The organism is Mesorhizobium sp. C395A (genome assembly GCF_030323205.1).
Taxonomy (GTDB): Bacteria; Pseudomonadota; Alphaproteobacteria; order Rhizobiales; family Rhizobiaceae; genus Mesorhizobium.
Genome location: NZ_CP100473.1, coordinates 1,384,828 through 1,411,774, shown reverse-complemented (window position 1 = coordinate 1,411,774; position 26,947 = coordinate 1,384,828). Strand labels below are relative to the sequence as shown.

The following is a 26,947-nucleotide window of genomic DNA, read 5'->3' as shown; positions in this document are numbered from 1 at the left end:
CGCCGCACCAATTTAGGCAGACGGACAGGAACTGGTCGCTTGCCGCCTGCCCGCAAATCCAGAGAAAAATGAGATGAAAAATCGCCGCCGCATTTATGAAGGCAAGGCCAAGATCCTCTATGAGGGACCGGAACCGGGCACACTCATCCAGTTCTTCAAGGATGATGCGACCGCATTCAATAAGAAGAAACATGAGGTCATCGACGGCAAGGGTGTGCTCAACAACCGCATTTCGGAGTACATCTTCAACCATCTGAACCGCATGGGCATTCCGACCCACTTCATCCGCCGGCTCAACATGCGCGAGCAGCTGATCAAGGAAGTCGAGATCATTCCGCTCGAAGTGGTGGTGCGCAATGTGGCCGCCGGCTCGCTGTCCAAGCGCCTCGGCATCGAGGAAGGCACCGTTCTGCCGCGCTCGATCATCGAATTCTATTACAAGGCCGATGCGCTCGACGATCCGATGGTGTCGGAAGAACACATCACCGCTTTCGGCTGGGCAAGCCCGCAGGAGATCGACGACGTCATGGCGCTGGCCATCCGCGTCAACGACTTCCTCTCCGGCCTGTTCATGGGTGTCGGCATCCAACTCGTGGATTTCAAGATCGAATGCGGCCGCCTGTTCGAGGGCGACATGATGCGCATCGTCGTTGCCGACGAGATCTCGCCGGATTCGTGCCGGCTGTGGGACGTGGCAACGCAGGACAAGCTCGACAAGGACCGTTTCCGCCGCGATATGGGCGGCCTCGTCGAAGCCTATCAGGAAGTTGCCCGCCGCCTTGGCATCATGAACGAGAACGAGCCGCCGCGCCCGACCGGCCCGGTGCTCGTCGCCTCGACCGATGGACTCAAAGGCAAGCCGCACTAAGTCTTCATTTCTTGACGCAATTCCGGACGAAAAACCGCTTCAGACTTTTCCTGGAATTGCTAAGTCTTCGAACAGGAACCTGTCCAGCATGATCAAGGCCCGTATCACCGTCACCCTCAAGAACGGCGTGCTCGACCCGCAGGGAAAAGCCATAGAGCACGCTCTGTCCGGACTGGGGTTCGGCGGCGTCGGCCAGGTGCGGCAAGGCAAGGTCTTCGACCTCGAACTTTCAGAGACCGACAAGGCCAAGGCCGAAGCCGATCTGAAAGCCATGTGCGACAAGCTACTGGCGAACACGGTGATCGAGAATTACGCGGTGGAGATCGCTTGATATGAAATCAGCTGTCGTTCTTCTCCCCGGCCTCAACCGCGACCGCGACATGATTGCGGCGCTGACCAAGATTTCCGGGCAGGCGCCGGCGACCGTCTGGCAGACCGACACCGAAATCCCTGATGTGGACCTGATCGCCATTCCCGGCGGCTTCTCGTTCGGCGACTATCTGCGTTGCGGCGCCATTGCGGCGCGCATGCCGGTCATGCGGGCGGTGGCGGAAAAGGCGGCCAAGGGCGTCATGGTCATCGGCGTCTGCAACGGCTTCCAGATCCTGGTCGAGGCTGGCCTTTTGCCCGGCGCGCTGATGCGCAATGCCTCGCTGAAATTCGTCTGCCGGGAGGTGAAGCTCGAAATCGCCAACGCCAACACCATGTTCACCCGCCGCTACCAGCCGGGTCAGATCATCCGCACGCCGGTGGCGCATCACGACGGCAATTATTTCGCCGACGCCGACACGCTTGCCCGTCTCGAAGGCGAAGGACAGGTGGTGTTTCGCTATGCCGAGGGCAGCAATCCCAATGGCTCGATGAACGACATTGCCGGTATCGTCAGCGAGAAGGGCAATGTGCTCGGCCTGATGCCGCATCCCGAAAACCTGATCGAGGCAGCGCATGGCGGAAGCGACGGCCGCGCCCTGTTCGAAGGCGCGCTCGGCATCGCCGCCTGATATCTCTTCGAATTCCTTTAAAAACGCGGGGGCGGTTGACCATGAGACTGACGACTGTTCGCCTAGGTCTCCTGGCTGCTGCCGGCTTGGCGTTGGCGTCCTGCCAGTCCAGCCCGAAGAGCGCGCCGGTCGCCACGGGCAAGAGCGCTTCGCTGCTGGTCATGGAACAGGTGGCGATATCGGCCCACAAATGCTGGATCGCCAGCAAGGATCCCGCCTTCAAATCCTATCAGATGGCCAATGAGCTGAATTCGTTCAGCGGCACGCCCCGCTTCCTGCTGGTGCCGGCCAAGCATTATGGCGGCAAGCCGCTGCTGGTCGTCCAGGCGCAAGGCAATTCCAGCCGCGTCGACGTGTTCGGTCCGCTGATGGACGATCCGCTCGGCGCGCGCATCGGATCCGACATTGCGCGCTGGCAAACGGGCAACCCCTCCTGCAACGCGGCCGCCTGACGCCATGGGCCGCTTCCTGCAGTTTGCGGGATTGATCATCGGTCTGGCCGGGCTTGTCCTGCAAGCGTGCATCACCATCCCGGCATCGATGGAAGCCGGCCGCAGTTTTCTCGGCTCCATCGTCTTTCTGTTCAGCTTCTTCACCATCCTGACCAACATCGGTGCAGTGCTGGTCCATGTCTCGCTGCTGTCGCCTTCGGGCTACGCCTGGCTGCCGGCCTTTGCCGGGCCGCGGATGCGGGCGGGCGTGGCGGCTTCCATCGCCCTGGTCTTCATCGTCTACGCGACAGTTCTAGCGCAGCTCTGGCAGCCGCAGGGGCTGTTCCTGCTCTGTGACGTGCTGCTGCACTATGTGACGCCGGTGCTGTTCGTGCTGTGGTGGCTTGTTGCAGGCGCTGACGGCAGGACACGCTGGAGCGACATTTCGTGGTGGATGGCCTATCCGATCGCCTATCTCGCCTATGCGCTGGCGCGCGCACCGATCGCAGGCGAAGTGCCCTACCCGTTCCTCGACGTTGCGAAAAACGGCGCGGCCAACGTCGCCCTTGCGGCGCTGGCCGTCACCGGTGTTTTCCTGGTGCTGTGCATCCTCGCCGTGCTTGCCGATAAGGGCGTCTCACGCGTCAGGGCTCCGCGCACCCGTCGTTGACGAACCGGCTCCGGGTCAGTCCCAGAGCCGTCGGATCCCTTCACGGTAGGCGTCGCCACGCGAAACACCGATATCCCTGAGCTGCTCGTCGGTCATTTCCAGCAAGGCCAGGCGGCCGCGACGGCGCTCGATCAGCACGTCGATCCATCGCGCCAGCGATCTGACCACATGCACGATCCGGCCGACAAAGCCTCGCCGGCTGGACGGGCGCGGCCCGACCAATTCAATGCCCGCGCAGCGGATTGTCTCGATTGTATCCATTGTCTTTCTGCCAACCTTGCAAATTGTACCCATCTTGGTACGGTTCAGATATGCATTGACACCCGATCTGGTGCAATATACAGAATTGTCACCATGACAAATTGGCTCCCTGACCTCACCATCGGTTCCGGCCCGCTTTACCAGCGCCTTGCCGACAGCATCGAGTCGGACATCGACAAGGGCGTCATCGATGCCGGGGCAAAATTGCCGCCGCAGCGCGATCTCGCCTATGATATCGGCACGACGGTCGGCACGATCGGCCGAGCCTATCAGCTGCTGCGCGAGCGCGGCCTGGTGAGCGGCGAAGTCGGTCGCGGGACCTATGTGCTGCCGCAGCAATCGGAAGCGTCACCCGAATTCGCCGAGCCTGCCGTGCAAGGCACGCGCTATGTCGATGCGCCGCCCGGCAAGCTGCGTTTTGACAGCACTGCCGCGCCCGACATCGGCCAGGGCGCCATTGTCGCCGACATGTTGCTTCGCACGGTGCAGGATCACCCGCACGAGATTTCGAGCTACACCAGGGATTTTCCGGAGCGCTGGTTCGAGGCCGGCGCCCGCTGGCTGTCGCGCAATTCGTTCCGTCCGGCAGCCGACACCATCGTTCCCACGCTTGGCACACATGCCGCGGTGATGGCGGCGATTGCGGCACTGACCACACCGGGCGACTATGTCGCCTTCGAGCACCTCACCTATTCGCAGATCGCCCGCAGCGCCGGGCTGATCGGGCGGCGCATTGCACTTGTCGCATCGGACGTGGAAGGCCTCGATCCCGAGGATTTCGAACGCGTCTGCGCGCAAAAGCACCCGAAGATGATCTTCCTGATGCCGACGGTGCAGAACCCGACCCTGGCGATCCTGTCGGTTTCGCGCCGCGAGGCGATCGCCCGGGTCGCGCGCGCGTACAATGTCATCGTCATCGAGGACGATCTCTATGGCGGCCTGACCGAAGATCCGACGCCGCTCATTGCCGAATATGCGCCCGAGCGCACCATTGTCGCCGGCGGTCTGTCGAAATCGGTCGCGGCAGGTGTTCGCGGCGGCTGGCTCTCCTGCCCGCCCGCCTATCGCCATCGCATCCGCGTCGCCCACAAGATGATGACCGGCGGGATGCCGTTCCTGCTGGCGGAGGTGAATGCGCGGCTGGTGCTGTCAGGGCAGGCTGGCGATATCCGCAAACGCAGCATTGCCGAAATTGCCACCCGGATCGCCATCGTGCGCGAGACACTGGCCGGTTTCGCCTTCAAGTCACACGGCAGCGTGCCCTTCGTCTGGCTGACGCTGCCCGATCCCTGGCTGTCCGGCACGTTCAGGAGCGCATGCCTCGAAAATGGCGTGCTCCTCGACGACGAGGACGAGTTCAAGGCGGGGCGTTCCGAGCAGGTTTTTCACGGCGTGCGTTTCGGTGTCTCGCAGCCAAGGCGGCGCGAGGACATCACCGGCGGCGTCGCGGTGATCCGGCGGCTGCTGGAGGAAGGCCGCGCCGGCTACGACAGTTCGTCCTGACTCGGTCCTCCTGTATCCCGATCTTCAGGTTCAGCCCTCTGCCTTGAAGTTTTTGGCTTCCTTCGCGCCCTTGTCCTTGCCGTGCTTCTCGGCCAGGTCCTTGGCCTGCTTGGGCGAAACGTCGGTGGTCTCGGCAATATGCATGGCCTCCTTGTCGGAGAGGCGATTGTCTTTCTTGCCTTGCTTGGTGGCCATGTTGAAATCTCCTGATTGGTTTGAGGCCTAACGGCCGGGATGCCATAGCGTTCCCCAACGGCGCCCCGCTACCATCGTCGCCTTGTGTTTTCCGGCGTTTTTCGTCATCCGATGGGGTGTATCACGCCAAAGCTTGCGATATGAGGGACTCAAATTCCCCTCTCCCATGGACATCAATCGCCGCCCATGACCATTTCCAATTCCGTGCCGATCACCCCGGAACTCATCGCCGCGCATGGGCTGAAGCCCGACGAATACCAGCGCATCCTCGACCTGGTCGGGCGCGAACCGAGCTTTACCGAACTCGGCATCTTCTCGGCGATGTGGAATGAGCACTGCTCTTACAAATCCTCGAAGAAATGGTTGCGCACGCTGCCGACCACAGGGCCGCAGGTCATCCAGGGTCCGGGCGAGAATGCCGGCGTGGTCGACATCGGCGACGGCGACTGCGTCGTCTTCAAGATGGAGAGCCACAACCATCCCTCCTACATCGAGCCTTACCAGGGTGCGGCGACCGGCGTCGGCGGCATATTGCGCGATGTCTTCACCATGGGCGCGCGGCCGATTGCGGCGATGAATGCGCTGCGCTTCGGCGCACCGGACCATCCCAAGACCAGGCACCTTGTCAGCGGCGTGGTTTCCGGCGTCGGCGGCTACGGCAATGCGTTCGGCGTGCCGACGGTCGGCGGCGAGGTCAATTTCGACGCCCGCTACAATGGCAACATCCTGGTCAACGCCTTTGCCGCGGGCCTTGCCAAGACCGATGCGATCTTCCTGTCGGAAGCCAAGGGCGTCGGCCTGCCGGTCGTCTATCTCGGCGCCAAGACCGGCCGCGACGGCGTCGGCGGCGCCACGATGGCCTCGGCCGAGTTCGACGACAAGATCGACGAGAAGCGCCCGACCGTGCAGGTCGGCGATCCCTTCACCGAAAAATGCCTGCTCGAAGCCTGCCTTGAGCTGATGGCGTCCGGCGCCGTCATCGCCATCCAGGACATGGGTGCGGCCGGCCTCACCTGTTCGGCGGTCGAGATGGGTGCCAAGGGCGACCTCGGCATCGAGCTTCACCTCGACCAGGTGCCGGTGCGCGAAGAGCGCATGAGCGCCTATGAGATGATGCTGTCGGAGAGCCAGGAGCGCATGCTGATGGTGCTGCGCCCCGAGAAGGAAAAGGAAGCCGAGGCGATCTTCCACAAATGGGGCCTCGACTTCGCCATTGTCGGCAAGACCACCGACGATCTGCGCTTCCGCGTCATTCACCAGGGTGACGAGGTCGCCAACCTGCCGATCAAGGACCTTGGCGACAAGGCGCCGGAATATGACCGCCCCTGGGTCGAGCCGAAGAAGCCTGCGGCGCTTGCCGCCGGCGATGCTCCGAAGGCCGATGTCGCCGATGCGCTGTTGAAACTGCTCGGCGGGCCGGACCTGTCGTCGCGCCGGTGGGTGTGGGAGCAGTACGACACGCTGATCCAGGGCAATTCGCTGCAGCTTCCGGGCGGCGACGCCGGCGTTGTGCGCGTCGAAGGCCATCCGACCAAGGCGCTCGCCTTCTCCTCCGACGTGACGCCGCGCTATTGCGAGGCCGACCCGTATGAAGGCGGCAAGCAGGCTGTGGCCGAATGCTGGCGCAACCTTACCGCCACCGGCGCGCTGCCGCTGGCGGCGACGGACAACCTCAATTTCGGCAATCCGGAACGGCCTGAGATCATGGGCCAACTGGTCGGCGCGGTGAAAGGCATTGGCGATGCCTGCCGCGCGCTCGGCTTCCCGATCGTGTCGGGCAATGTCTCGCTCTACAATGAAACCAACGGCCAGGGCATCCTGCCGACGCCGACCATCGGCGGCGTCGGGCTGATTGCCGACTGGTCGAAGATGACCCGTATCGGCTTTGCCGCCGAGGGCCAGATGATCCTGCTGGTCGGCGCGCCCGCAAGCTGGGGCAGCCATCTCGGCCAGTCCGCCTATTTCAGGGACATCCATGGCCGCACCGACGGGCCGCCGCCATCCGTCGACCTCGCGCATGAAAAGCGCGTCGGCGACCATGTGCGCGCGCTGATCGCGTCGGGCGTCGTGACCGCGGCGCATGACCTTTCCGATGGCGGCTTGGCGATAGCCCTGGCCGAAATGGCGATGGCGTCCGGCATCGGCGCCACCATTCCGGGGCTCGCCGGCACCGACCCGATCCCGGTCTGGTTCGGCGAAGACCAGGGCCGCTACCTGCTGACGCTGTCCGTCGATCCGCAGAGCAAGGAATGGGACGCCATCCGCGAGGAACAGAGCAAGCTCGGCATCTTTGCGCCATGGATCGGCTCGACCGGTGGAAACGAACTGAAGCTCGGCGATGCCAGGGCGATCCCGGTCAGCGAATTGACCGCCGCCCACGAAGGCTGGTTCCCGAACTTCATGGACAAGTCCATTTGACCAGCCTGGCAGCCCGGACGCTGATCGCAGTCGTCTTCTGGCCGTCGCTGTTCTTCTTCTGGTTCCTCGGGCCGTTCGTCTTTTTCCTGCTGTCGACGACCTCGAGCGAGGTCTGTCCGCTGCTGGAAAGGCGTGACCAGTTCATTGAGGCGGCCAATGGCACACTGCAGATGCTGGCCTTGCAAAGTCTGATCTATGCGATCCCCATCGTCTGCCTGGTGCTGTGGAGCCGCCTTTTGCCGAACCCGGCGCGCGCAAGGCATGTCGCCACCTGCATCAAGCTCTTTGCCATTGCGGTCATTACCGGCGCGCTGTGGGAATACGGGTCATCGCTGATCTGCGACGGCTATGGCCAACCATTCTTTTCGCCCTTGTGGCAGATGACCAGCTATCTCCCGATTATCAACCTGGCGCTCAACATCCCGCTCTATGTCCTGGTGTTCAGCCTTGGCCGGGGGTTCTCGACCCGCGACGACATTACCGAAGATGGTGTGGTTCACCCGCGGCAGGATGGCCCTTAGACACTGCGTCGCCGACAGAACGGCTTCAACCCGGACCAGAAAGGCTTTAGGCTGCCGTCCGAGTCACTCGTGCCTAGCCGCCCAGAACAGGATTTTGCCATGGCAATGGATGCCCACGACATCGAAAAACTGATCAAGGACGGCATTCCGGACGCCAAGGTGACGATCCGCGACCTCGCCGGTGACGGCGATCACTATGCAGCCGAAGTGGTGGCCGAAAGCTTCCGCGGAAAGAGCCGCGTCCAGCAGCACCAAATGGTCTATGATGCGCTGAAGGGCAATATGGGCGGCGTGCTGCACGCGCTGGCCCTGCAGACCAGCGTGCCGGACTGAAGCCAGACTGGCCTACTGTTTCTGCGGCTGCTTCGCCGACACTGACGTGATCGGCTTCGCCGACACTGAGATGATCGGGCCCGCCGGGTATTTTCCGCCGACGATCATTCTTTTCCCATCCGACAGCGCGGAGACCGCGCCGTCGAGGAACAGCGCGTTGCGGCATTGTAGCGCGTCGCGAAACAGCCGCGCAAAGCTGCCGAAACTGACCTCAGACCGCGAGATCACCAGCACAACGGTGTTTTCATCGCGCACGCCGACACCGTTGCGGATGTAGCGCGAGGTTCCGTTCCGCTCGAAGCGTGGATGAATCTGGCCGTCGATCACCAGCATCGGGCCCGACTGCGTGGCGAAGGCGACATCGGGTTTGGCGACGGCATAGGCGTTGCTTTCCATGACAGCCGCCTTGCCGTCATTGCCCACCAGAAAGACGCCGTTCGGTTTCAGGAAGAAATTGCCTTCGCCGTCGGCAAGATTGAGCCGTGACTTTTCGCTGCCGTTCTCGACCAGCAGGCCGACCGGCGACAAATCCTCGTGATACATGCCGCCATTCATGGCGAGCTGCACCGGCCTCCCCTCGCCCGCAACCGCCTTGTCGAAGGCTTCGAGCGAACCAAAAGGCTTGCCATCGGCGCCGGCGTGGAAAACACCGATGCTGTCGGCGCGAAGATCGGTCTCGCAGACGACATAGGTCACCGCCTCGAAGGCGACATTCCGGCAAGGCGCGGGCAGGTCACCGCCAATGACCAGCGGCGGCGGCTCCGGGCGTCTCGGCCACCAGACAACGGCAATCGCCGCCAGCAGGATGGCGATCGGAAGGGCGGCACCATATCGTCTTTTCATCATGTTCCGAAGGTTGCAATCGGCTCGGATGCTTGGCCCAAGACAGGCGATCCTTTGCGCCATTTCCGCGACGGCGGCGCAAACATCTTGTTTCGGCCCATCTATGGGTTTATTTGATGGCTATGCTTCGAGCCTGACTCCCACAGGCGTGAAAGGATATCTCATGAGCGGCATCAACGACTACATCGACAGCGAAGTGAAGGGCAACGACGTCGTCCTTTTCATGAAGGGCACGCCCGGTTTTCCGCAGTGCGGCTTTTCCGGCCAGGTCGTCCAGATCCTCGATTACATCGGCGCCGACTATAAGGGCGTCGACGTGCTGACCTCGGCCGAACTGCGCCAGGGCATCAAGGAATATTCGAACTGGCCGACGATCCCCCAGCTCTACGTCAAGGGCGAATTCGTTGGCGGCTGCGACATCATCCGCGAAATGTTCCAGGCGGGCGAGTTGCAGACGTTGCTCGTCGACAAGGGCGTCAGCGTCAAAGCGACAGCCTGATTCTGAGTTGAGACGGGGCAGCCCCGCCCCGGCAAAATGTTACCTCCCCCTATCGGAGTGAGGACGAACTTATGCGCCGGCATGCCGGCGCATATTCGTTTTGAAGATCGGACCCGCCGTGGACCAGCCAGCAAAAGCGCCGCAACAGGCACGCAAATTGCCTATTCCGCGCTGGGAATTCATCGCGCTGTGCGCGGCACTGATGGCGTTGAACTCGCTGGCCATCGACATCATGCTGCCGGCACTGCAGCAAATCGGCGCCACGCTCGGCGTCGAAAATGAAAACCACCGCCAATATGTGATCACCGCCTATATGCTCGGCTTCGGCGGCGGACAGCTTTTCTTCGGGCCGATTTCGGACCGGTTCGGGCGCCGCGCGCCATTGGTCGCCGGGCTGGCGATCTATGTCGTGGCGGCTGCGGCCGCGGCCATCGCCCCGTCCTTCGCCATCCTGTTGCTGTGCCGGCTTGTGCAAGGTATCGGTGCTGCCGCCACACGCGTCATCGCCGTCTCGATCGTGCGCGATACGTTCGACGGCAGGCGCATGGCCGAGGTGATGTCGCTGATCTTCATGGTGTTCATGGCCATCCCGGTGATCGCGCCCGGGATCGGCCAGGTCATCATGCTGTTCGCAACCTGGCACTGGATCTTCGTCACCATGGCGGTCGGGGCGCTGATCGTGTCGGCGTGGTCGCTGCTGCGCCTGCCGGAGACTCTTCATCCCGAACATCGCCGGCCGTTGACTGTCTCTTCGGTGATCGACGGCTTCCGCATCGTGCTCACAAACCGCCTCACGCTCTGCTATGCTTTCGCCAGCACCTTCATCTTCGCCGCCATGTTCGGCTTCATCATCTCCGCGCAGCAGATCTATATCGACATCTTCCACGTCGGCGAGCTATTCCCGGTCATCTTCGCCGGCGTTGCGGGCGTGCTGGCCTTCTCGAACTACCTCAACTCGCGGCTGGTCGGACGGGTCGGCATGCGCCGGCTGTCGCAAGGCGCGCTGCTTCTGTTCCTGTGCATCAGCCTTGCCTGGCTGGTCGTCTCGCTCGAAATGAACATGCCGCTCTGGCTGTTCATCACCTTCTTTGCCTCTGCGATGCTGCCTTTCGGCGGGCTCGGCGCGAATTTCAACGCGCTCGCGATGGAGCCGCTCGGCGAGCTCGCCGGCACCGCCGCATCCATTCTGGGCTTCATGCAGACCTTTCTCGGCGCCATCATCGGCGCGCAGATCGGCCAGGCCTTCAATGGCACGGTGACACCGCTGGCCGCAGGGTTCTGCAGCGTCTCGGTTGCGGCCCTGCTGATGATCCTGATCGCCGAGCGCGGCAAGATGTTCCAGCCGCACAACCCACCCATTTCAGGGCACGTCACCGACCTGCATTGAGCGACGCGCCTTGAGATTGTTGGTCTCAAAACCGCATCCACCTTTATGCGACGCGTTTCAGGATGCGCCGCCAATCACTGCCGTGAAACGAGGGAACAGCGGGCGCCCTGCGATGGCGCCACCCATGCTGTCCGAAAGAGGCATCGGCAGAGCCTTGTCGAGAGCTTCGAGCACGGATGACACAAAGACCCGGTTGAGCGAGGCATCATCTCCCATATGGGAGAAAGTGGCGCGCGGTTTGCCCATCAGCGTGCCGTTTTTGCGAATTGAGAAACTCAGCGTCAGGGTCATGCCAGCACTTCCAGGCGGCGGCTGCCAACAGGCAAAGATCGCGGAAAACATCTCGTCTATGGTATCGACGGGATCGCGACTGCCGCACGCCCGTTCCTGCGATCTTGCCTCAGTGGCGCCAGCGGCGGCCAAGGCAAGTGCAAGCGCTGTTGCAACAATTGCGGACCGATGTTTCATTTCGCAGCTTCCGACTTCGCGAGAGATTGGACACTATAACAGAGCCAATATACTTGACGAAAGCCTCTACCAGCAGTTGGACCGATTATTGCGCCCAGAGTTCCCTGCGCAACTCCTGCCAGCTTTCCTTGTCCGGGGCGACAAGAATGCCGCCGTCGACATGCGAGGGCAGATAGGCGCTGCCGTCGATCCGCGCGGTGTAGCCGCCGGCCTCGGCGTGGATCAGCACACCGACCAGATGGTCCCACGGCATCAGTTTGTTGTAGACGACGAAATGGGCATGGCCGCTGGCCAGAAGACGGTATTCATGTGCCGCGCAGCGATAGCCGAACTGCGACAGGGTCTTGGTCTGGTTGCGCGCCAGGAGCGAGCGTTGCGGTTCCGCCAGATATTGCCAGGAGACGGAGCCGGTCATCTGCGAGATCGGCACGGCATCGGCGACATGCACCGTCTCCAGCGCGCCATGCGCATGGCGGATATGGCTGCCGGCGCCCTTGGCGCCGATCAGCCAGTCCCGGCCTACGGGGTCATGGATGATACCGGCGACGGTTTCGCCCTTGACGACGACGCTCAGCATGACGCCGAACAGCGGCACGCCGGAGGCGAAGTTGAAGGTGTCGTCGACCGGGTCGACGACGAAGGCGAGGTCGGCATCGCCGAGCCCCTGAAGCAGCGCCGGATTGTCGGAACAGGCTTCCTCGCCGACGATCATCGCCGTGGGATAGCGCTCGCGCAGCCTGGCCGTGATCAGCCGCTCGGCGTTGATGTCGGCCTCGGTCACCAGGTCGGCAGCCGAGGTCTTCTGTCTGATGTCGCCCTCGCCCAGCCGGCGAAAGCGTGGCATGATTTCGGCCTTGGCTGCATCGGCGAGAAGCTCCGCCAGCCAGTCGATCGCTTGGTCGTCAAATATCATCGGAAATGTCTTGTCCTGTGCTGAGGCTGCCATTGAGGGCGGCAAAATCGAACAGCTTTCTGTCGAGCAGATGCGAGGGCCTGGTGTTGGACAGCGCGCGCAGCATCGTGTCCTTGCGGCCCGGCATGCGCTTTTCCATATCGTCCAGCATCGCCTTCGTGGCGTTGCGCTGCAGGCCTTCCTGGCTGCCGCAGAGATCGCAGGGAATGATCGGGAATTTCATCGCGGCGGCGAATTTCTCCAGATCGACCTCGGCGCAGTAGCTCAGCGGCCGCAGCACCATGACGTCGCCGTCGTCGTTGAGCAGCTTTGGCGGCATGGCGGCAAGGCGGCCGCCATGGAACAGATTCATGAAGAAGGTTTCGAGAATGTCCTCGCGGTGGTGGCCGAGCACCAGCGCCGAACAGCCCTCCTCGCGCGCGATGCGATAGAGATGGCCGCGCCGCAGCCGCGAGCACAGCGAACAATAGGTGCTGCCCTGAGGCAGCTTGTCGGTGACCACCGAATAGGTGTCCTGATACTCGATGCGATGGGCAATGCCATGCGCATCGAGGTAATCGGGCAAAATGTGCTTCGGGAAATTCGGCTGGCCCTGGTCGAGATTGCAGGCCAGCAGCTCGACCGGCAGCAGCCCGCGCCATTTGAGATCGAGCAGCACGGCCAGCAGCCCGTAGGAATCCTTGCCGCCGGACAAGGCCACCAGCCAGCGGTCGCCGGGCCTCGCCATGGCGAAATCATCGACCGCCTGACGGGTCAACCGCAACAGCCGCTTGCGCAGTTTGTTGAACTCGACGGAAGACGGCACGTCGGCAAACAGCGGATGGAAGCCGCCTTCAGCAATCGGTTCAACTGTTTCGATGTCTGCCAGCATGTTCATGGCTTGTCGCTTTCCATAGCCGAGAGTGCCGGATTAGCGGACATGGCCGACAAAGAAAAGGCCGCCTCGACGGGCGGCCCTTTCCGGTATCGCAGAAAAGCGATCGATCAGCGCGAATAGAATTCGACGACCAAGTTCGGCTCCATCTGCACGGCGAACGGAACGTCGGCCAGGCCGGGGATGCGCGAGAAGGTCGCGACCATCTTGTTGTGATCGACTTCGATATAGTCCGGCACGTCGCGCTCGGCGAGGCCGACCGCTTCCAGCACGATGACCAGCTGCTTCGACTTTTCGCGCACTTCGACGACGTCGCCCGGCTTGCAACGGTACGAGCCGATGTTGACGCGCTTGCCGTTGACGTTGACGTGGCCGTGGTTGACGAACTGGCGAGCCGCGAAAATGGTCGGCACGAACTTGGAGCGGTAGACGACCGCGTCGAGACGCGACTCGAGCAGGCCGATCAGGTTCTCGGAGGTGTCGCCCTTGCGGCGATCAGCCTCTTCATAGACCTTGCGGAACTGCTTTTCGGAGACATCACCATAGTGACCCTTCAGCTTCTGCTTGGCGCGCAGCTGCAGGCCGAAATCGGAAAGCTTGCCCTTGCGGCGCTGGCCGTGCTGGCCGGGGCCGTATTCACGCTTGTTGACCGGGGACTTCGGGCGGCCCCAGATGTTTTCGCCGAGACGGCGGTCGATCTTGTACTTCGCGGATTCGCGCTTGCTCATCGCATTCCCTTTCAAAACAAACCACCCGGAGCCTCATGGTCCGGGTGAAGGAAACGCGCCCTCCTCTGGCCTCCGTTTTCGAGGCCTGACAGGGTTTTCCCACGCAACGCGGCGGAAAACCCACGGGACACGTCAGTCTAGACAAAACCCAGGAAACGATAAACCTGCTTTCCCGGGCTTGCCATGCAAAAGAAACAACCGGGCATTGCGGCCCGGTGTTGGTGCGCTCGTTAAACGGAGATTTGAGCAGAGTCAAGCGCGTCGCTGGCGCTGGGCCCGGCAACCATATCACGTCTTTGGCGTTGAGTGCCGTGCCGGATGCGGCGGGAGGTTGTTGCGCCGACGGCATTTAGGAAGGGACTGGAGCCAAAGGAGCCCGAAGTCGCATGAAGAAGTTTTTCCTCTCGTTGGTCGGTGCAGCCGTCCTGGCCGGGACGATGTCGATCGCCGTGCCCGAGCCAGCGATGGCCAAGCATTGGCAGGGCCACAAGCATCGTCAGACCTGCCATGTCGTGGTGAAGAAGAAGGTCATCTGGCGGCATGGCCACAAGAAGGTCATCCGCTACAAGGTGAAGCGCTGCTGGTGACGTCAGGGGTTTCGGGCTTGGCCTGAACCGAAGAAGCCCGTGGTTTCGGCCACGGGCTTTGTTTATCGACTCGGTTCAAGGTTTCAGTCTGCCGATTTCTTCTCCGGCAGGCCTTTGCGCTTGGTCTCTGCGAATTCCTCGAGCTGTTTTCCGCTCATCGAATTGTACATCGACTTCGACGCGCCTTGAAGTTCGCTCTTCCTGGTCTCGCCGCGCTTGGCCGACAGGGCTGCGCCAGCGGCCTTTTGCTGTGCTTTTGAGGTTGCAGGCATATCGGCTCCTCCTTTGCTGCCAGGGGAAGAAACGTTGCGCTCCGGCGACGGTTCCAGCGCTGGCGGTCAACTTCCGTTCCGCGCTCATGCCTGCCCATGGTCGGCCGGCACTGCCGGCAAAACCACCTTCCCGTGCCCGCAACGCCGGTGTAGGACGGCGCCATGAAATCGTTGAACGATCCCTCGCAGGCACTCGCCACCGGCCTCGCGAAAATCCGCACCGAGTTCCATGTGCCGGAGGGATTTCCCCCTGATGTAATGGCCATGGCACAGACGGCGGCCAGGCGCGTGCCCGACCAGCATGCCGACCGCACGGCGATGCCCTTCGTGACGCTCGATCCCGCGACTTCCACCGATCTTGACCAAGCGTTTTCGATCGAAGCGAGCGGTAGCGACCTTCTGTTGCACTATGCGATTGCCGACGTAGCCTGGTTCGTCGCGGACGGCGACGCGGTGGATCGCGAAGCCTGGGCGCGGGGCGAAACCCTGTATTTGCCGGACGGCAAGGCCGGGCTCTATCCCCGGGTCATTGCCGAGGGCGCCGCGAGCTTGCTGCCCGGCGGTCCGCGTCCGGCTGTCATCTTCACGGTCCGGATCGCCGACGACGGAGCGGTAAGGCTGGATGGCGCGGAGCGGGCAATCATTCAAAGCCGCGCCAAGCTCGCCTATGACAGCGTGCAGGCCGCCGACGTCCCAGTCGGCTTCGCCGAAATCGCGCGGCGCATGGCGGCGGCCGAAGACCGTCGCGGCGCTTCGCGCGTCGACCCGCCCGAGCAGGAGGTGGAACAGCTTGCCGATGGCACGTTCCAGCTTGCGTTCAGACCGCTGCTGCAATCCGAGCAAGACAACGCAGCACTTTCGCTGGCCGCCAACATGGCGATTGCCGACGCCATGCTGGCACACCGGACCGGCTTGTTCCGGGTGATGGCGCCGCCCGATGCTTCCAAAGTACAAAGACTGCGCAGCGCGGCACGGGCCTTAGGCCTGTCCTGGCCTCCTTCGACCAGCCTGTCCGACTATCAGCGAACCCTCGATCCGACCAACATGCAACAGGCAGCGCTGATGCTGGAAATCCGCCGCGCCGGCTCCGGTGCGTCCTACCAACCCTATGAAGAAGGCGTTGTCCCCTGGCACGAGGCGATGGCCGCGACCTATGCCCACGCCACCGCGCCCCTGAGGCGGCTGGCCGATCGCTACGTCGTGCGCTGCGTGCTAGCCATCGCCAACGGCCAGCCGGTGCCGCAAGCCGTTACCGAGGCGTTTTCCAGACTGCCGAAGGTGATGGGCCGCGCAGGCGCCCGCGCCTCGCAGATCAACCACGCGGCCATCGACCTTGCCGAGGCGGTGATGCTGAGGGGGCGCATGGGTGAAACATTCAAGGCCGTCGTCACCGACGTCGGTGATCAGCGTGTGCGCGTTCAGCTCTCGGACATGCCTGTCGTTGCGAATGTGAAGGCCTCAGGGTTCAGGCAGGGCGATGGCCTGACGCTAAGGCTTGTTTCGGCCGATCCGGATCGGCGCGTCATTGTCTTCGAGCCTGCCTAAAGCGCGTCGGCGACGCGCTTTAGTTTTTTCGTTTTATGCATGTCGTTGTCCCAAAACCGCTGCGCACTTTTGGGCGACATGCATTAGCGCGCGCTCAATCCAAAACCCTGCATCAGCCGGCCGATGGCGAAGTCCGCCTTTCCCGAGGTAAAGACGGCGATGTCGGGCTCGCTTTGCGGCAATGGCCCGTCGACAGCCGGAAGCAGCGACAGAGCGCGCCGCGCAATCGCCTCGGCCGGGTCGATCCAGTCGACCGGCCAGGGCGCGGTCTTGCGCATGCGATTGGCCAGGAACGGATAGTGCGTGCAGGCGAGCACGACGATGTCCGTGCGCAAATCGTCATGCTGGACGAAACACGGTGCGATCTCGGCACGCACGGCCTCCTCGTCGACAAAGCCCTCGCGCATGTAGGCCTCGGCCAGTCCGGCGAGATTGTTGCTGCCGACCAGCCGCACATGGCATTTCTGCGCCCATTTGCCGATCAGGTCGCGCGTGTACTGGCGCTTCACCGTGCCCGGCGTCGCCAGCACCGAGACCAGCCCGGACCGGGTGCGCTCGGCCGCCGGCTTGATTGCCGGCACGGTGCCGACAAAGGGATGGCCAGGGAATTTTTCCCGCAACGCATCGATCACCAGCGTCGAAGCGGTATTGCAGGCGACGACCGAAATTTCCGGATCAAAACGGTCGAGCAGCTTGGCGAAGAGCTCGACTATATGGGCCTGCAGCGCCGGCTCTTCCCAGGCGCCGTAGGGAAAGGCCTTGTCATCGGCGACGTAGACGAAGCGCCGGTCAGGCATCAGCACGCGCGCTTCGCGCAGCACGGTCAATCCTCCAACGCCGGAATCGAACATCAGGATCGGACGGTGGCTCATTGATAACGGACCATGAAAGAGGCTGGATCAGAAGGCTTGGCGGTCATTGGCCAATGCCGTTCTATCTGCAACCATCATGGCCTTGAAGTGGCGAATGTTAGCAACTTCCATGCAAAGCCGGCGAAGACGACCTTGCCTCGGTTGCTCTAGAGCCCGCGCTTGCCGAAGCCGGCGGGCCGCGGACGGCCCAGAGGCTGGGCGGACGGCACCGAGCGCGTGGCCGGTGTGGCGTTGCGCATAGAAGACTGTGCCGTGCTGCTGGCCATCCGGCCGGATCCCGCAGGCATGGGCGTATCGCCATCGAAATCGAAAACCGATGTCAGTTCGTCGATATTGATGCCCGCCACCGGCTTAGCCACCAGAATCGTGCACCAAAGGCCAAAGATCGACAGCGCAAGCAGGTTCAAACCGCTGGACGTGCTTTCCGGATTGTTGAAATCGATGACCAGCAGCGTGCCTGCCTGCAGAAAGGCGTAGATGGCGCAGAACACGACGTAGGACCACAGGATCCAGGCTTTGCCGTTGGCGTCGCGGCTGCGTCGCCAGGCGATGTTGGCACGCATGACCACAGCCAGGAGGGAAACGACCAGAACCGCGCCTGCCATGCCTTGCCGCGATGGACCGGGCGCCGAGTTGACCAGCCCCTCAAAGCCGATCGTGCCAACGATGCACAGCACGGCAAGAACGGCCTCGAGCAGGGCTACGCCGAGCGAATAGAAGAAGAAGCGCATACGGCCGATTTTGGACGTGAACATTTGCCACCCCACCGTTTTGACAACAATGGACGAGAGGCAAATAAAATTCGGTTACTTCAGCCGTTCGAAGCTTAGCGATTTCTAATCTTCTTTGTCTGCCTGGGGTTTTCGCGCAGCGGCCGGCAAACGCCTTGGATCGTCTCCCGGCGAGCCGTCACCGCGCGGCATGGCCGGCGAAAACCGGTCGAGCGACGAGATGATGCCACGCAGCACTTTCAGTTCCGGCTCGGCGAAACCGGCGCGCGTCAAGACGGCGCGCAGATTGTCGACCATCTTGGGTTTCTTGGGCGCCGGGCGGAAATAACCGCGCGCTTCGAGCGCGCCTTCGAGATAGGCAAACAGCCCGTGCAACTCTTCCTTGCTTGCCGGCTTCATTTCAGGGCTGGAGAAATTGGTCGCCGTCTCGTCCTTCAGGCCGGATTTCATCCATTCATAGGACATCAACAGCACGGCCTGGGCGATGTTGAGCGACGAAAAGCCGGGATCGACCGGGAAGGTGACGATCTCGTCGGCCAGCCCGACCTCGTCATTGTAGAGCCCAAAACGCTCGCGGCCGAACAAGATGCCGGTGCGCAGGCCGGCTATCTGACGCGCCCTGAGCGCCCTGCCCGCCTCGACCGGACCACGCACGGGTTTGAAGCCGTCGCGCTCGCGCGCGGTGGTGGCGAAGACGAAGTTGAGGTCGGCGACGGCGGACGCCAGGTCGCCGAACACTGTTACGGCATCGATGACATGGTCGGCGCGGCTGGCGGCGGCGCGCGCCTTCTCGCTCGGCCAGCCGTCACGCGGGTTGACCAGTCTCAGTTCGGCAAGGCCGAAATTGGCCATGGCGCGCGCGACCATGCCGATATTCTCGCCGAGCTGCGGCTCGACCAGGATGATCGCCGGCCCGGCGGCGGATGCGTTTTCAGGATGATCGACGGCGGACATGATCTCAATGAACTGCTGTTTGCGGCATTTCAGCGTTCCCTGCCACATCCGCTCGGCAAAATGAAGCTTTTGCAAACACCGGTCGCGGCACAGACGACCCATTCTGCACGGATGGTCGTTTGCGCGGCCAAATAGGCTTTGATATACGCTCCGCATACCCGGCCGAAGCCATGCGGGCGAGGCCGTTTTGTTCCCCAAAAGCGAGGCATTCTTTTCATGGCGAAGATCAAGGTGGCGAACCCGGTCGTCGAGCTCGACGGCGACGAGATGACCCGCATCATCTGGCAGTTCATCAAGGACAAGCTGATCCACCCTTATCTCGACCTGAAGCTCGAATATTACGACCTCGGCGTCGAGCACCGCGACGCCACCAACGACCAGGTGACCATCGATTCGGCCAATGCCATCAAGAAATGGGGCGTCGGCGTGAAATGCGCGACGATCACGCCCGACGAGCAGCGCGTCGAGGAATTCAAGCTGAAGAAGATGTGGAAGTCGCCGAACGGCACCATCCGTAACATTCTCGGCGGCACCATTTTCCGCGAACCGATCATCATGAAGAACGTGCCGCGTCTGGTGCCGGGATGGACCAAGCCGATCATCGTCGGCCGTCATGCTTTCGGCGACCAGTATCGCGCCACCGATTTCCGCTTCCCCGGCAAGGGCAAGCTGACCATCAAGTTCGTCGGCGAGGACGGCAAGGTGATCGAGCATGACGTGTACGACGCACCCGGCGCCGGCGTTGCCATGGCGATGTACAATCTCGACGACTCCATCCGGGAATTCGCCCGCGCCTCGCTGAATTACGGCCTGCTGCGCAACTATCCGGTTTATCTCTCGACCAAGAACACCATCCTCAAAGCCTACGACGGCCGCTTCAAGGACATTTTCCAGGAGGTCTACGAGGCTGAATTCGAGGCCGAGTTCAAGGCGAAGAAGCTGTGGTACGAGCACCGGCTGATCGACGACATGGTGGCCTCCGCCCTGAAATGGTCTGGCGGCTATGTCTGGGCCTGCAAGAATTATGACGGCGACGTCCAGTCCGACACGGTGGCGCAAGGTTTTGGCTCGCTTGGCCTGATGACCTCCGTGCTGATGACGCCGGACGGCAAGACGGTGGAAGCGGAGGCCGCGCACGGCACCGTGACGCGCCACTATCGCCAGCACCAGAAGGGCGAGGAAACCTCGACCAATTCGATCGCCTCGATCTTCGCCTGGACGCGCGGCCTCGCCCACCGCGCCAAGCTCGACGATAATGCCGAGTTGAAGCGATTTGCCGACACGCTGGAGAAGGTCTGCATCCAGACGGTTGAGAGCGGCTTCATGACCAAGGACCTGTCGCTCTTGATCGGTCCCGACCAACCATGGCTGTCGACCACCGGCTTCCTCGACAAGATCGACGAGAATTTGCAGAAGGCGATGGCGTAAGCCGGCAGCCATGGCCAAGCCGGTCGTCTACGGGGCGGACTACAGCGTCTATGTGCGCATGGTCCGCCTCGTGCTGGCGGAAAAAGGCATCGACTACGACCTTGTGCCGGTCGATGTCTTTGCCGCCGAGGGCACTCCCGCCTGGTACTTCGAGCATCACCCTTTCGGCCGCATTCCGGCCTTCGAGCACGGCGGGTTTCGCCTGTTCGAAACCAGCGCAATCGCCCGCTATGTCGACGAGGCGTTCGACGGCCCGGCACTGCAGCCAAAAGACGCCCGCACCCGCGCAACGATGAACCAGATCATCGGCATGCTCGACGCCTATGCCTACAGATCGATGGTCTGGGACGTCGCCGTCGAGCGGCTTGAGAAGGAAGCGCCAGACGAGGCACTGGTCGCTAACGGGCTGCGCCAGGCGGAAACGGTGCTGCGGGTGCTCACCGCACTCAACCCTCCCGGGCCGTGGCTGCTCGGGGACCAGCTGACGCTGGCCGACCTGCATGCGGCATCCATCATCGCCTATTTCGTCAAGGTCGCCGACGGGCAAAAGCTGCTTGCGGCGTTCGCCGACATCCAGGCCTGGTGGGAGGGCATCGCAAAACGTCCGAGCCTGGCGGCGGGCTGATATGGGTTCGGGCCATGGCTGACCCATCTCGCCAGGACGCGCTCACCGTCGCCAGAATTGTCAGGGTCAACCACGCCGGTGAGTTCGGTGCGATCAGGATCTATTCGGCGCAGATTCTTGTCGCCAGGCGCTTATGGCCGGATTGCGTGCCATCCTTGTCGGAGATGCTTGGGCACGAGCGCACGCATTGCGCTGCGTTCCGCGCCGCCATGCCGGCGCGGCGGTCGCGACCGTGCCGGGTGATGCAGTTCTGGAGCTGGGGTGGCTGGGTGCTGGGTTTTGTCACCGCCCTGCTCGGTCCGCAAGGCATCTGGGCCTGCACGGCGGCGGTTGAAGCGGCGGTGCATCGCCATCTGGACGATCAGCTGTTTTTCCTCGCCAATCGCGACCACGACTTGCACGGCATCATCCTGGCGATCCGCGAGGAAGAGCTCGCCCATCTCCATCACGCCGAAGAGCAGCTGAAATCGCCCGGCCCGGCGCTGAACTTTTTACGGTCGCTGATTTCGATCGCCACGGACGTGCTGATCTGGCTGTCCACCTGGGGCGATTCCAGCAGAATGACGCGCGCCCTGAAGGCGGCGAAAAGAACTAGCTAGACGGACCGTCTAAGAGCTGATTGCCGGCTTGCCACTATCAGCCACAGAATGGCAAGCACGGCGGCGAAGGCCGGAAAGCCGCACACAAACCAGATACGACATAGGGTGGCTTTCAGGCTGCCTCCAGCGCCGCCCTCACCGCGGCGATCGCATCATTGGCCTTCGAGGCGTCCGGGCCGCCGGCTTGCGCCATGTCGGGCCGTCCGCCACCGCCCTGCCCGCCCAATGCGGCCGAGGCAACGCGCACAAGATCGACAGCGCTGAAGCGGCCGACGAGATCGTCCGTCACTGCGACCACGACGCTTGCCTTGTTGTCTTCGCCCGCACCGACGAAGACGACGACGCCTGAGCCGAGCGAAGTCTTGCCGGCATCGGCCAGCGGCTTCAAATCCTTCGGCGACACGCCGGAAACCGCTTTGCCGAGGAAGCCGATACCGGCGACGGTTTCGGTGGTGGCCGGAGCATCGGCCGCGGCACCACCGCCCAGCGCGAGTTTCTTGCGGGCTTCGCTCAGTTCCTTCTCGAGCTTCTTGCGTTCCTCGAGCAGCGCCTCGACACGCGCCGGCACGTCGGCCGGCGAAATCTTCAACACAGCCGCCGTCGCCTTCAGGCGCCTGTCCTGCTCGTCGAGATATTTTCGTGCGGCTTCGCCGGTCAGCGCCTCGATGCGGCGCACGCCGGCGGCGACCGCGCTGTCGGAGACGACACGGACCAGACCAATATCGCCGGTCGCCCGGACATGGGTGCCACCGCAGAGCTCGACCGAATAGGGCCGGTTGGCCTTGGCGCCATGCACGCCGGTGCCCATCGAAACGACACGCACCTCGTCACCATATTTCTCGCCGAACAGCGCCATGGCGCCCTCGGCAATGGCGTCATCGACCGACATCAGGCGCGTCGTCACCGGGCTGTTCTGGACGACGATTTCGTTGGCCATGCGCTCGACCTCTTCGAGATCTTCGGCCGAGATCGGCTTGTTGTGCGAGATGTCGAAGCGCAGGCGCTCGGGCGCGACCAGCGAACCTTTCTGCGCGACATGGGTGCCCAGCACCTCGCGCAGCGCCTCATGGATCAGATGCGTTGCCGAATGGTTGGCACGCAGCCGGGTGCGGCGCGCATGGTCAACCTTCAGCTCGACGGCTGCACCTGGCTTGACCGTGCCGTTCGTCACCTTGCCCAGATGCACGAACAGGCCGTCGGCCTTTTTCTGCGTGTCGGAAACCTCGATCGAGAAACCTTCGCCGGAGATGATGCCGGTGTCGCCCATCTGGCCGCCCGACTCGCCATAGAACGGCGTCTGGTTGACGACCACCGCCACCGCGTCGCCCTTGCCGGCGCTATCGACTGTCTTGCCGTCCTTGACCAGGGCCTGGATGAGGCCTTCCGCCTGTTCGGTCTCGTAGCCGAGGAATTCGGTGGCGCCGGCCTTCTCGCGTACAGAAAACCAGATGGTCTCGGTGGCCGCGTCGCCGGAGCCAGCCCAATGCTTGCGCGCTTCGGCCTTCTGCTGCTCCATCGCATGGGTGAAGCCGGCAAGGTCGACCGAGATGTTGCGCTGGCGCAGTGCGTCCTGCGTCAGATCGAGCGGGAAGCCGTACGTGTCATAGAGCTTGAACGCCGTCTCGCCATCCAGCATATCGCCGGCGTGCAGCGTATCCGTCGCCTCCGAGAGCAGGCCGAGGCCGCGCACCAGCGTCTTGCGGAAGCGTGTCTCCTCGAGCTTCAGCGTCTCGGTAATCAGCTGTTCGCCGCGCAGCAGTTCGGGATAGGCCTGGCCCATCTCACGCACTAGCGCCGGCACCAGCTTCCACATCAACGGCTCCTTGGCGCCGAGCAACTGCGCATGGCGCATGGCGCGGCGCATGATGCGGCGCAGCACATAGCCGCGGCCTTCGTTCGACGGCAGCACGCCGTCGGCAACCAGGAAGGAGGACGAGCGCAGATGATCGGCAATGACGCGGAAGGAGGCGACCGTCTCCTTGTCCGGGCCCTGCCCGAGCGCTGACGAGGCCGCATCGATCAGATGACGGAACAGGTCGGTCTCGAAGACGCTCTCCACCCCTTGCAGGATGGAGGCCATGCGCTCCAGGCCCATGCCGGTGTCGATCGACGGCCGCGGCAGGTCGATGCGCTCATCCTTGGTGACCTGCTCATATTGCATGAACACCAGGTTCCAGAATTCAAGGAAGCGGTCGCCGTCCTCCTCCGGGCTGCCGGGAGGGCCGCCCCAGATGTGCTCGCCACGGTCGATGAAGATTTCCGAGCACGGCCCGCACGGTCCGGTGTCGCCCATAGCCCAGAAATTGTCGGAGGTCGGGATGCGGATGATGCGGTCATCGGAGAAACCGGCGATCTTCTTCCAGAAGCCGGCCGCCTCGTCATCGGTGTGATAGACGGTGACCAGCAGCTTGTCCTTGTTCAGCCCGAACTCCTTGGTGATCAGGTTCCAGGCCAGTTCGATGGCGCGCTCCTTGAAATAGTCGCCGAAGGAGAAATTGCCGAGCATTTCGAAGAAGGTCAGATGGCGCGCGGTGTAGCCGACATTGTCGAGGTCGTTGTGCTTGCCGCCGGCGCGCACGCTTTTCTGCGCGGTGGTGGCGCGCGAATAGGACCGCTTCTCCAGGCCGGTGAAGACGTTCTTGAACTGCACCATGCCGGCATTGGTGAACATCAGCGTCGGGTCGTTGCGCGGCACCAGCGGGCTCGAGGCCACGACCTCGTGGCCCTCCTTGCGGAAATAGTCGAGGAATGTCGACCGGATCTCGTTCACGCCACTCATGACTGCTGCCTTTTCGCGAAAACCGCCGGCACGGCCGGCGGACACTGGTCTCTGCTTTTTAGAAGATTGACTTGGCCTTTTAGCGGGCACGCCCCACCCTGTCCAGAAACACGGAATTGGGCCATCCCGGCAACTGCCAAGCCGGCTTCACGCTGCCCAAAAACGAAAACCGCCGGCGCGAAGGCCGGCGGTTTGAAACGCAATACTAAAGAACTCGGTTACTTAAGCATCGGATAATAGACTCGATTTTTATGGCCGAACTCTGGCCGTGCCCTACATGGCGCCGGATTCTTCCTCGAAGCCGTCGTCGCTTTCGCCGCGCTCGGGGCCGCCATTTTCAAGAAATTTCTCGGCGATCAGCCCGGCATTCTGCCGCAGCGCAAGTTCGATCTCACGCGCCGTGTCGGGATTGTCGCGCAGGAACAGTTTGGCGTTTTCGCGACCTTGGCCGAGACGCTGCGAATTGTAGGAGAACCAGGCGCCGGACTTCTCGACCACGCCGGCCTTGACGCCGAGATCGACCAGTTCGCCGGTCTTGGAGACGCCCTCGCCATACATGATGTCGAACTCGACCACCTTGAAGGGCGGCGCCAGCTTGTTCTTGACCACCTTGACGCGGGTCTGGTTGCCGACGACCTCGTCGCGGTCCTTGACCGAGCCGATGCGGCGGATGTCGAGGCGCACCGAAGCGTAGAATTTCAGCGCGTTGCCGCCGGTCGTGGTTTCCGGCGAACCGAACATGACGCCGATCTTCATGCGGATCTGGTTGATGAAGATGACCATGGTGTTGGAGCGCGAGATCGAGGCGGTCAGCTTGCGCAGCGCCTGGCTCATCAGACGAGCCTGGAGACCGGGCAGCGAATCGCCCATCTCGCCCTCGATTTCAGCGCGCGGCGTCAGTGCCGCCACCGAATCGACGACCAGCACATCGATGGCGCCGGAACGCACCAGCGTGTCGCAGATTTCAAGTGCCTGCTCGCCGGTGTCGGGCTGCGAGATCAGCAGGTTTTCGAGGTCGACGCCGAGCTTGCGGGCATAGACCGGGTCGAGCGCATGCTCGGCATCGACAAAGGCGCAGATGCCGCCTTTCTTCTGGGCTTCCGCCACCGTATGCAGCGCCAGCGTCGTCTTGCCCGAGCTTTCCGGCCCGTAGATCTCGACAATGCGGCCGCGCGGCAGGCCGCCGACGCCAAGCGCGATGTCGAGGCCCAGCGATCCGGTCGGCACGGTTTCGATCTCGACGACCTGCTCATTGGCGCCAAGCCGCATGATCGAGCCCTTGCCGAAGGCGCGCTCGATTTGCGACAGCGCCGCGTCCAGAGCCTTTGATTTGTCCACCGCTTTGTCCTCTACAAGCCGCAAAGAATTCTGAGCCATGATACATCACCCCTTGGTCGTCAATGAAGGCCGGACAATCCGTAATCCCTGCCCATTTTGTACTACTTTTGTTCTCGTTTGGCAAGAGGGATCAAATAACTGAAAAACAATCATTATCCGGATTTGTTCTTTTTTTGTCTCGTGGTTTGGTTTTCGGACGCGTTCCGCATTGGGCCAGATGCTCCGGCTGTTTCGATCGGCCGAATCGCCGGCTCGCCTGCGAAGCTCGGTCGCACAGCCTAGCGCTTGTGCGGCTCGAATAACAAAGGTCATATCGCCGGCATGGTGAAATCAGCAAAGATACTGGCGGTGGGCGGCGCCCATATCGATCGCCGCGGCCAGGTGTCGGGTACGTACGTGCCCGCGGCGTCCAACCCCGGCACGATGCGCGAGGATGTCGGCGGCGGCGTATTCAACGCGCTGCGCAGCCTGGTGCGGCGCGGCGTCTCGGCCTCGCTTTTGTCGGTGCGCGGCGGCGATGCCTCGGCCGAGACGGTTGCGCGCGCCATCGCCGACTCCGGCATTGCCGACCTGTCGGCGGTTTTCCTCGACCGCACGACGCCGAGCTACACGGCGCTGATCGATCGCGACGGCGAGCTGATCACCGGCTTTGCCGATATGGCGCTCTACGATTTGGCGTTCCCCAAGCAGATCCGCCGCTCCAAGGTGCGCGAGGTGGTCGCCGAGGCCGATGCGGTGCTCTGCGACGCCAATCTGCCATCAACGGCGCTGGAGCGGCTGGTGGGGCTCGCCGCCGGCAAGCCGGTGTTCGCCATTGCCATTTCGCCGGCCAAGGTGGTGCGGCTGATACCGGTGCTGAAGGAACTCGCGCAGGTCTTCATGAACCGGCGCGAGGCCATGGTGCTGGCCGGCGTCGATGCCAATGCCACCGAGCGCGAGACCGTCGACGGACTGCGCTGCAGCGGCCTCACCAGTGGCGTGGTGACGGCGGGCGACGGCCCGGTGCTGGGATTCGACGAAGCCGGCGCCTTCTCTATCCTGCCGCCGGCGCCGAGAAAAGTCGCCGACGTCACCGGCGCCGGCGACGCGCTGGCCGGCGCCACCATCGCTGCCCTGCTGCGCGGCCTGCCCCTGCGCCAGGCATTGCGCGAGGGCGTTGCCGCCGCCACGCTGGCCATTGAAAGCGCCGACGCGGTTCCGGCCTTCACGATTGCGACCTTCACTGAGGCACTGGCTCTTGTGCCCGACGCGCAGGAAATGGCATGAGGGCGGCCAATTGCCATTGCCGGAGCGCGACGTCCAAG

General features: G+C 62.9%; 31 protein-coding genes. 18 read left to right on the top strand and 13 right to left on the bottom strand.

The features are described 5' to 3' along the window. The first annotated feature begins 73 nt into the window (after positions 1–73). The 5 genes from purC (at position 74) to NLY37_RS06985 (ending at position 2,970) form a co-directional block, all read left to right on the top strand. Positions 74–868: a phosphoribosylaminoimidazolesuccinocarboxamide synthase gene (gene purC, locus NLY37_RS07005; RefSeq protein WP_013532127.1), complete on the top strand. Its 795-nt coding sequence runs from the start codon at positions 74–76 to the stop codon at positions 866–868. A gap of 88 nt (positions 869–956) precedes the next feature. Next, the gene (purS, locus tag NLY37_RS07000; RefSeq protein ID WP_023669092.1) at positions 957–1,199 is read left to right on the top strand and encodes a phosphoribosylformylglycinamidine synthase subunit PurS; all 243 of its coding nucleotides are present in this window, start codon (positions 957–959) and stop codon (positions 1,197–1,199) included. 1 nt (position 1,200) lies between these two features. After that, positions 1,201–1,869: a phosphoribosylformylglycinamidine synthase subunit PurQ gene (purQ, locus tag NLY37_RS06995; RefSeq protein ID WP_023711489.1), complete on the top strand. Its 669-nt coding sequence runs from the start codon at positions 1,201–1,203 to the stop codon at positions 1,867–1,869. Positions 1,870–1,910: 41 nt separating this feature from the next. Next, the gene (locus NLY37_RS06990; RefSeq protein ID WP_023743131.1) at positions 1,911–2,321 is read left to right on the top strand and encodes a hypothetical protein; all 411 of its coding nucleotides are present in this window, start codon (positions 1,911–1,913) and stop codon (positions 2,319–2,321) included. 4 nt (positions 2,322–2,325) lie between these two features. Continuing rightward, positions 2,326–2,970 carry a Pr6Pr family membrane protein gene (locus NLY37_RS06985; RefSeq protein WP_023743132.1) on the top strand — a complete coding sequence of 215 codons (645 nt, stop codon included), beginning with the start codon at positions 2,326–2,328 and terminating at the stop codon, positions 2,968–2,970. 15 nt (positions 2,971–2,985) lie between these two features. On the opposite strand, the gene NLY37_RS06980 is transcribed toward NLY37_RS06985, so the two are convergent. After that, positions 2,986–3,231 (bottom strand): DUF1127 domain-containing protein, encoded by a 246-nt coding sequence (locus NLY37_RS06980; protein ID WP_023743133.1) that lies wholly within the window; start codon positions 3,229–3,231, stop codon positions 2,986–2,988. 93 nt (positions 3,232–3,324) lie between these two features. Between NLY37_RS06980 and NLY37_RS06975 the strand changes: the two genes are divergently transcribed. Next, entirely contained in the window at positions 3,325–4,734 is a 1,410-nt protein-coding gene (locus NLY37_RS06975) for an aminotransferase-like domain-containing protein (RefSeq protein ID WP_023743134.1), read from the top strand. Between the two features lie 30 nt (positions 4,735–4,764). Here NLY37_RS06975 and NLY37_RS06970 read toward each other — a convergent pair whose 3' ends face one another. After that, positions 4,765–4,929: a hypothetical protein gene (locus NLY37_RS06970; protein WP_023669098.1), complete on the bottom strand. Its 165-nt coding sequence runs from the start codon at positions 4,927–4,929 to the stop codon at positions 4,765–4,767. 186 nt (positions 4,930–5,115) lie between these two features. On the opposite strand from NLY37_RS06970, the gene purL reads away from it, so the two are divergent. The 3 genes from purL (at position 5,116) to NLY37_RS06955 (ending at position 8,201) form a co-directional block, all read left to right on the top strand. After that, positions 5,116–7,347, top strand: coding sequence for a phosphoribosylformylglycinamidine synthase subunit PurL (purL, locus tag NLY37_RS06965; protein WP_023743135.1), 2,232 nt, complete (start codon positions 5,116–5,118; stop codon positions 7,345–7,347). Next, complete coding sequence (locus tag NLY37_RS06960; protein WP_023669100.1) at positions 7,344–7,868, top strand: hypothetical protein; 525 nt, start codon at positions 7,344–7,346, stop codon at positions 7,866–7,868. Before purL ends, NLY37_RS06960 begins: the two co-directional genes overlap by 4 nt. Before the next feature lie 99 nt (positions 7,869–7,967). Continuing rightward, positions 7,968–8,201, top strand: coding sequence for a BolA/IbaG family iron-sulfur metabolism protein (locus NLY37_RS06955; RefSeq protein ID WP_010909092.1), 234 nt, complete (start codon positions 7,968–7,970; stop codon positions 8,199–8,201). A gap of 12 nt (positions 8,202–8,213) precedes the next feature. On the opposite strand, the gene NLY37_RS06950 is transcribed toward NLY37_RS06955, so the two are convergent. Beyond that, positions 8,214–9,044, bottom strand: a complete 831-nt coding sequence (locus NLY37_RS06950; protein ID WP_023743136.1) for a phosphodiester glycosidase family protein — start codon at positions 9,042–9,044, stop codon at positions 8,214–8,216. A 163-nt stretch (positions 9,045–9,207) separates the two neighbouring features. On the opposite strand from NLY37_RS06950, the gene grxD reads away from it, so the two are divergent. Together grxD and NLY37_RS06940 are read left to right on the top strand one after the other, a co-directional pair. Continuing rightward, entirely contained in the window at positions 9,208–9,543 is a 336-nt protein-coding gene (grxD, locus tag NLY37_RS06945) for a Grx4 family monothiol glutaredoxin (protein ID WP_023669102.1), read from the top strand. Between the two features lie 118 nt (positions 9,544–9,661). After that, positions 9,662–10,930, top strand: a complete 1,269-nt coding sequence (locus tag NLY37_RS06940) for a multidrug effflux MFS transporter (RefSeq protein WP_023743137.1) — start codon at positions 9,662–9,664, stop codon at positions 10,928–10,930. Between the two features lie 57 nt (positions 10,931–10,987). Here NLY37_RS06940 and NLY37_RS30920 read toward each other — a convergent pair whose 3' ends face one another. The 4 genes from NLY37_RS30920 to rpsD all read right to left on the bottom strand — a co-directional run bounded on the left by NLY37_RS30920 (position 10,988) and on the right by rpsD (position 13,913). Then, positions 10,988–11,398 carry a UCP034077 family protein gene (locus NLY37_RS30920; protein ID WP_023669104.1) on the bottom strand — a complete coding sequence of 137 codons (411 nt, stop codon included), beginning with the start codon at positions 11,396–11,398 and terminating at the stop codon, positions 10,988–10,990. A gap of 85 nt (positions 11,399–11,483) precedes the next feature. Beyond that, on the bottom strand, positions 11,484–12,311 hold the full coding sequence (locus NLY37_RS06930; RefSeq protein WP_023743138.1) for an inositol monophosphatase family protein: 828 nt from the start codon (positions 12,309–12,311) through the stop codon (positions 11,484–11,486). Next, entirely contained in the window at positions 12,301–13,188 is an 888-nt protein-coding gene (gene ttcA / locus NLY37_RS06925; RefSeq protein WP_023743139.1) for a tRNA 2-thiocytidine(32) synthetase TtcA, read from the bottom strand. Before ttcA ends, NLY37_RS06930 begins: the two co-directional genes overlap by 11 nt. A gap of 107 nt (positions 13,189–13,295) precedes the next feature. Beyond that, the gene (rpsD, locus tag NLY37_RS06920; RefSeq protein ID WP_023669107.1) at positions 13,296–13,913 is read right to left on the bottom strand and encodes a 30S ribosomal protein S4; all 618 of its coding nucleotides are present in this window, start codon (positions 13,911–13,913) and stop codon (positions 13,296–13,298) included. Positions 13,914–14,299: 386 nt separating this feature from the next. On the opposite strand from rpsD, the gene NLY37_RS06915 reads away from it, so the two are divergent. Then, positions 14,300–14,500, top strand: a complete 201-nt coding sequence (locus tag NLY37_RS06915) for a hypothetical protein (RefSeq protein ID WP_023690200.1) — start codon at positions 14,300–14,302, stop codon at positions 14,498–14,500. 83 nt (positions 14,501–14,583) lie between these two features. Here NLY37_RS06915 and NLY37_RS06910 read toward each other — a convergent pair whose 3' ends face one another. Next, positions 14,584–14,772 carry a DUF3008 family protein gene (locus NLY37_RS06910; protein WP_023743140.1) on the bottom strand — a complete coding sequence of 63 codons (189 nt, stop codon included), beginning with the start codon at positions 14,770–14,772 and terminating at the stop codon, positions 14,584–14,586. 162 nt (positions 14,773–14,934) lie between these two features. On the opposite strand from NLY37_RS06910, the gene NLY37_RS06905 reads away from it, so the two are divergent. After that, on the top strand, positions 14,935–16,317 hold the full coding sequence (locus NLY37_RS06905; RefSeq protein ID WP_023743141.1) for an RNB domain-containing ribonuclease: 1,383 nt from the start codon (positions 14,935–14,937) through the stop codon (positions 16,315–16,317). Between the two features lie 83 nt (positions 16,318–16,400). On the opposite strand, the gene murI is transcribed toward NLY37_RS06905, so the two are convergent. The 3 genes from murI to NLY37_RS06890 form a co-directional block, all read right to left on the bottom strand. Then, on the bottom strand, positions 16,401–17,189 hold the full coding sequence (gene murI, locus NLY37_RS06900; protein WP_023697564.1) for a glutamate racemase: 789 nt from the start codon (positions 17,187–17,189) through the stop codon (positions 16,401–16,403). A 146-nt stretch (positions 17,190–17,335) separates the two neighbouring features. Next, complete coding sequence (locus NLY37_RS06895; RefSeq protein ID WP_023743142.1) at positions 17,336–17,944, bottom strand: DUF805 domain-containing protein; 609 nt, start codon at positions 17,942–17,944, stop codon at positions 17,336–17,338. An 81-nt stretch (positions 17,945–18,025) separates the two neighbouring features. Beyond that, on the bottom strand, positions 18,026–18,874 hold the full coding sequence (locus NLY37_RS06890) for an RNA methyltransferase (protein ID WP_023743143.1): 849 nt from the start codon (positions 18,872–18,874) through the stop codon (positions 18,026–18,028). Here NLY37_RS06890 and NLY37_RS06885 point away from each other — a divergent pair. The 4 genes from NLY37_RS06885 to NLY37_RS06870 all read left to right on the top strand — a co-directional run bounded on the left by NLY37_RS06885 (position 18,857) and on the right by NLY37_RS06870 (position 21,526). Beyond that, complete coding sequence (locus NLY37_RS06885; protein WP_023756448.1) at positions 18,857–19,009, top strand: hypothetical protein; 153 nt, start codon at positions 18,857–18,859, stop codon at positions 19,007–19,009. The genes NLY37_RS06890 and NLY37_RS06885 overlap by 18 nt on opposite strands. Positions 19,010–19,090: 81 nt before the next feature. Further along, positions 19,091–20,302 (top strand): NADP-dependent isocitrate dehydrogenase, encoded by a 1,212-nt coding sequence (locus NLY37_RS06880; RefSeq protein ID WP_023669114.1) that lies wholly within the window; start codon positions 19,091–19,093, stop codon positions 20,300–20,302. Positions 20,303–20,312: 10 nt separating this feature from the next. Then, positions 20,313–20,927 (top strand): glutathione S-transferase family protein, encoded by a 615-nt coding sequence (locus NLY37_RS06875; protein WP_023743144.1) that lies wholly within the window; start codon positions 20,313–20,315, stop codon positions 20,925–20,927. A gap of 14 nt (positions 20,928–20,941) precedes the next feature. Continuing rightward, positions 20,942–21,526 carry a demethoxyubiquinone hydroxylase family protein gene (locus NLY37_RS06870; RefSeq protein ID WP_023743145.1) on the top strand — a complete coding sequence of 195 codons (585 nt, stop codon included), beginning with the start codon at positions 20,942–20,944 and terminating at the stop codon, positions 21,524–21,526. Between the two features lie 112 nt (positions 21,527–21,638). On the opposite strand, the gene alaS is transcribed toward NLY37_RS06870, so the two are convergent. Then, positions 21,639–24,305 carry an alanine--tRNA ligase gene (gene alaS, locus NLY37_RS06865; RefSeq protein WP_286442831.1) on the bottom strand — a complete coding sequence of 889 codons (2,667 nt, stop codon included), beginning with the start codon at positions 24,303–24,305 and terminating at the stop codon, positions 21,639–21,641. Positions 24,306–24,578: 273 nt separating this feature from the next. Further along, positions 24,579–25,682, bottom strand: a complete 1,104-nt coding sequence (recA, locus tag NLY37_RS06860; RefSeq protein ID WP_023669117.1) for a recombinase RecA — start codon at positions 25,680–25,682, stop codon at positions 24,579–24,581. A 282-nt stretch (positions 25,683–25,964) separates the two neighbouring features. Here recA and NLY37_RS06855 point away from each other — a divergent pair, with 282 nt between their 5' ends. Then, positions 25,965–26,909 (top strand): carbohydrate kinase family protein, encoded by a 945-nt coding sequence (locus NLY37_RS06855; RefSeq protein ID WP_023709317.1) that lies wholly within the window; start codon positions 25,965–25,967, stop codon positions 26,907–26,909. The last annotated feature ends 38 nt before the right edge of the window (positions 26,910–26,947 follow it).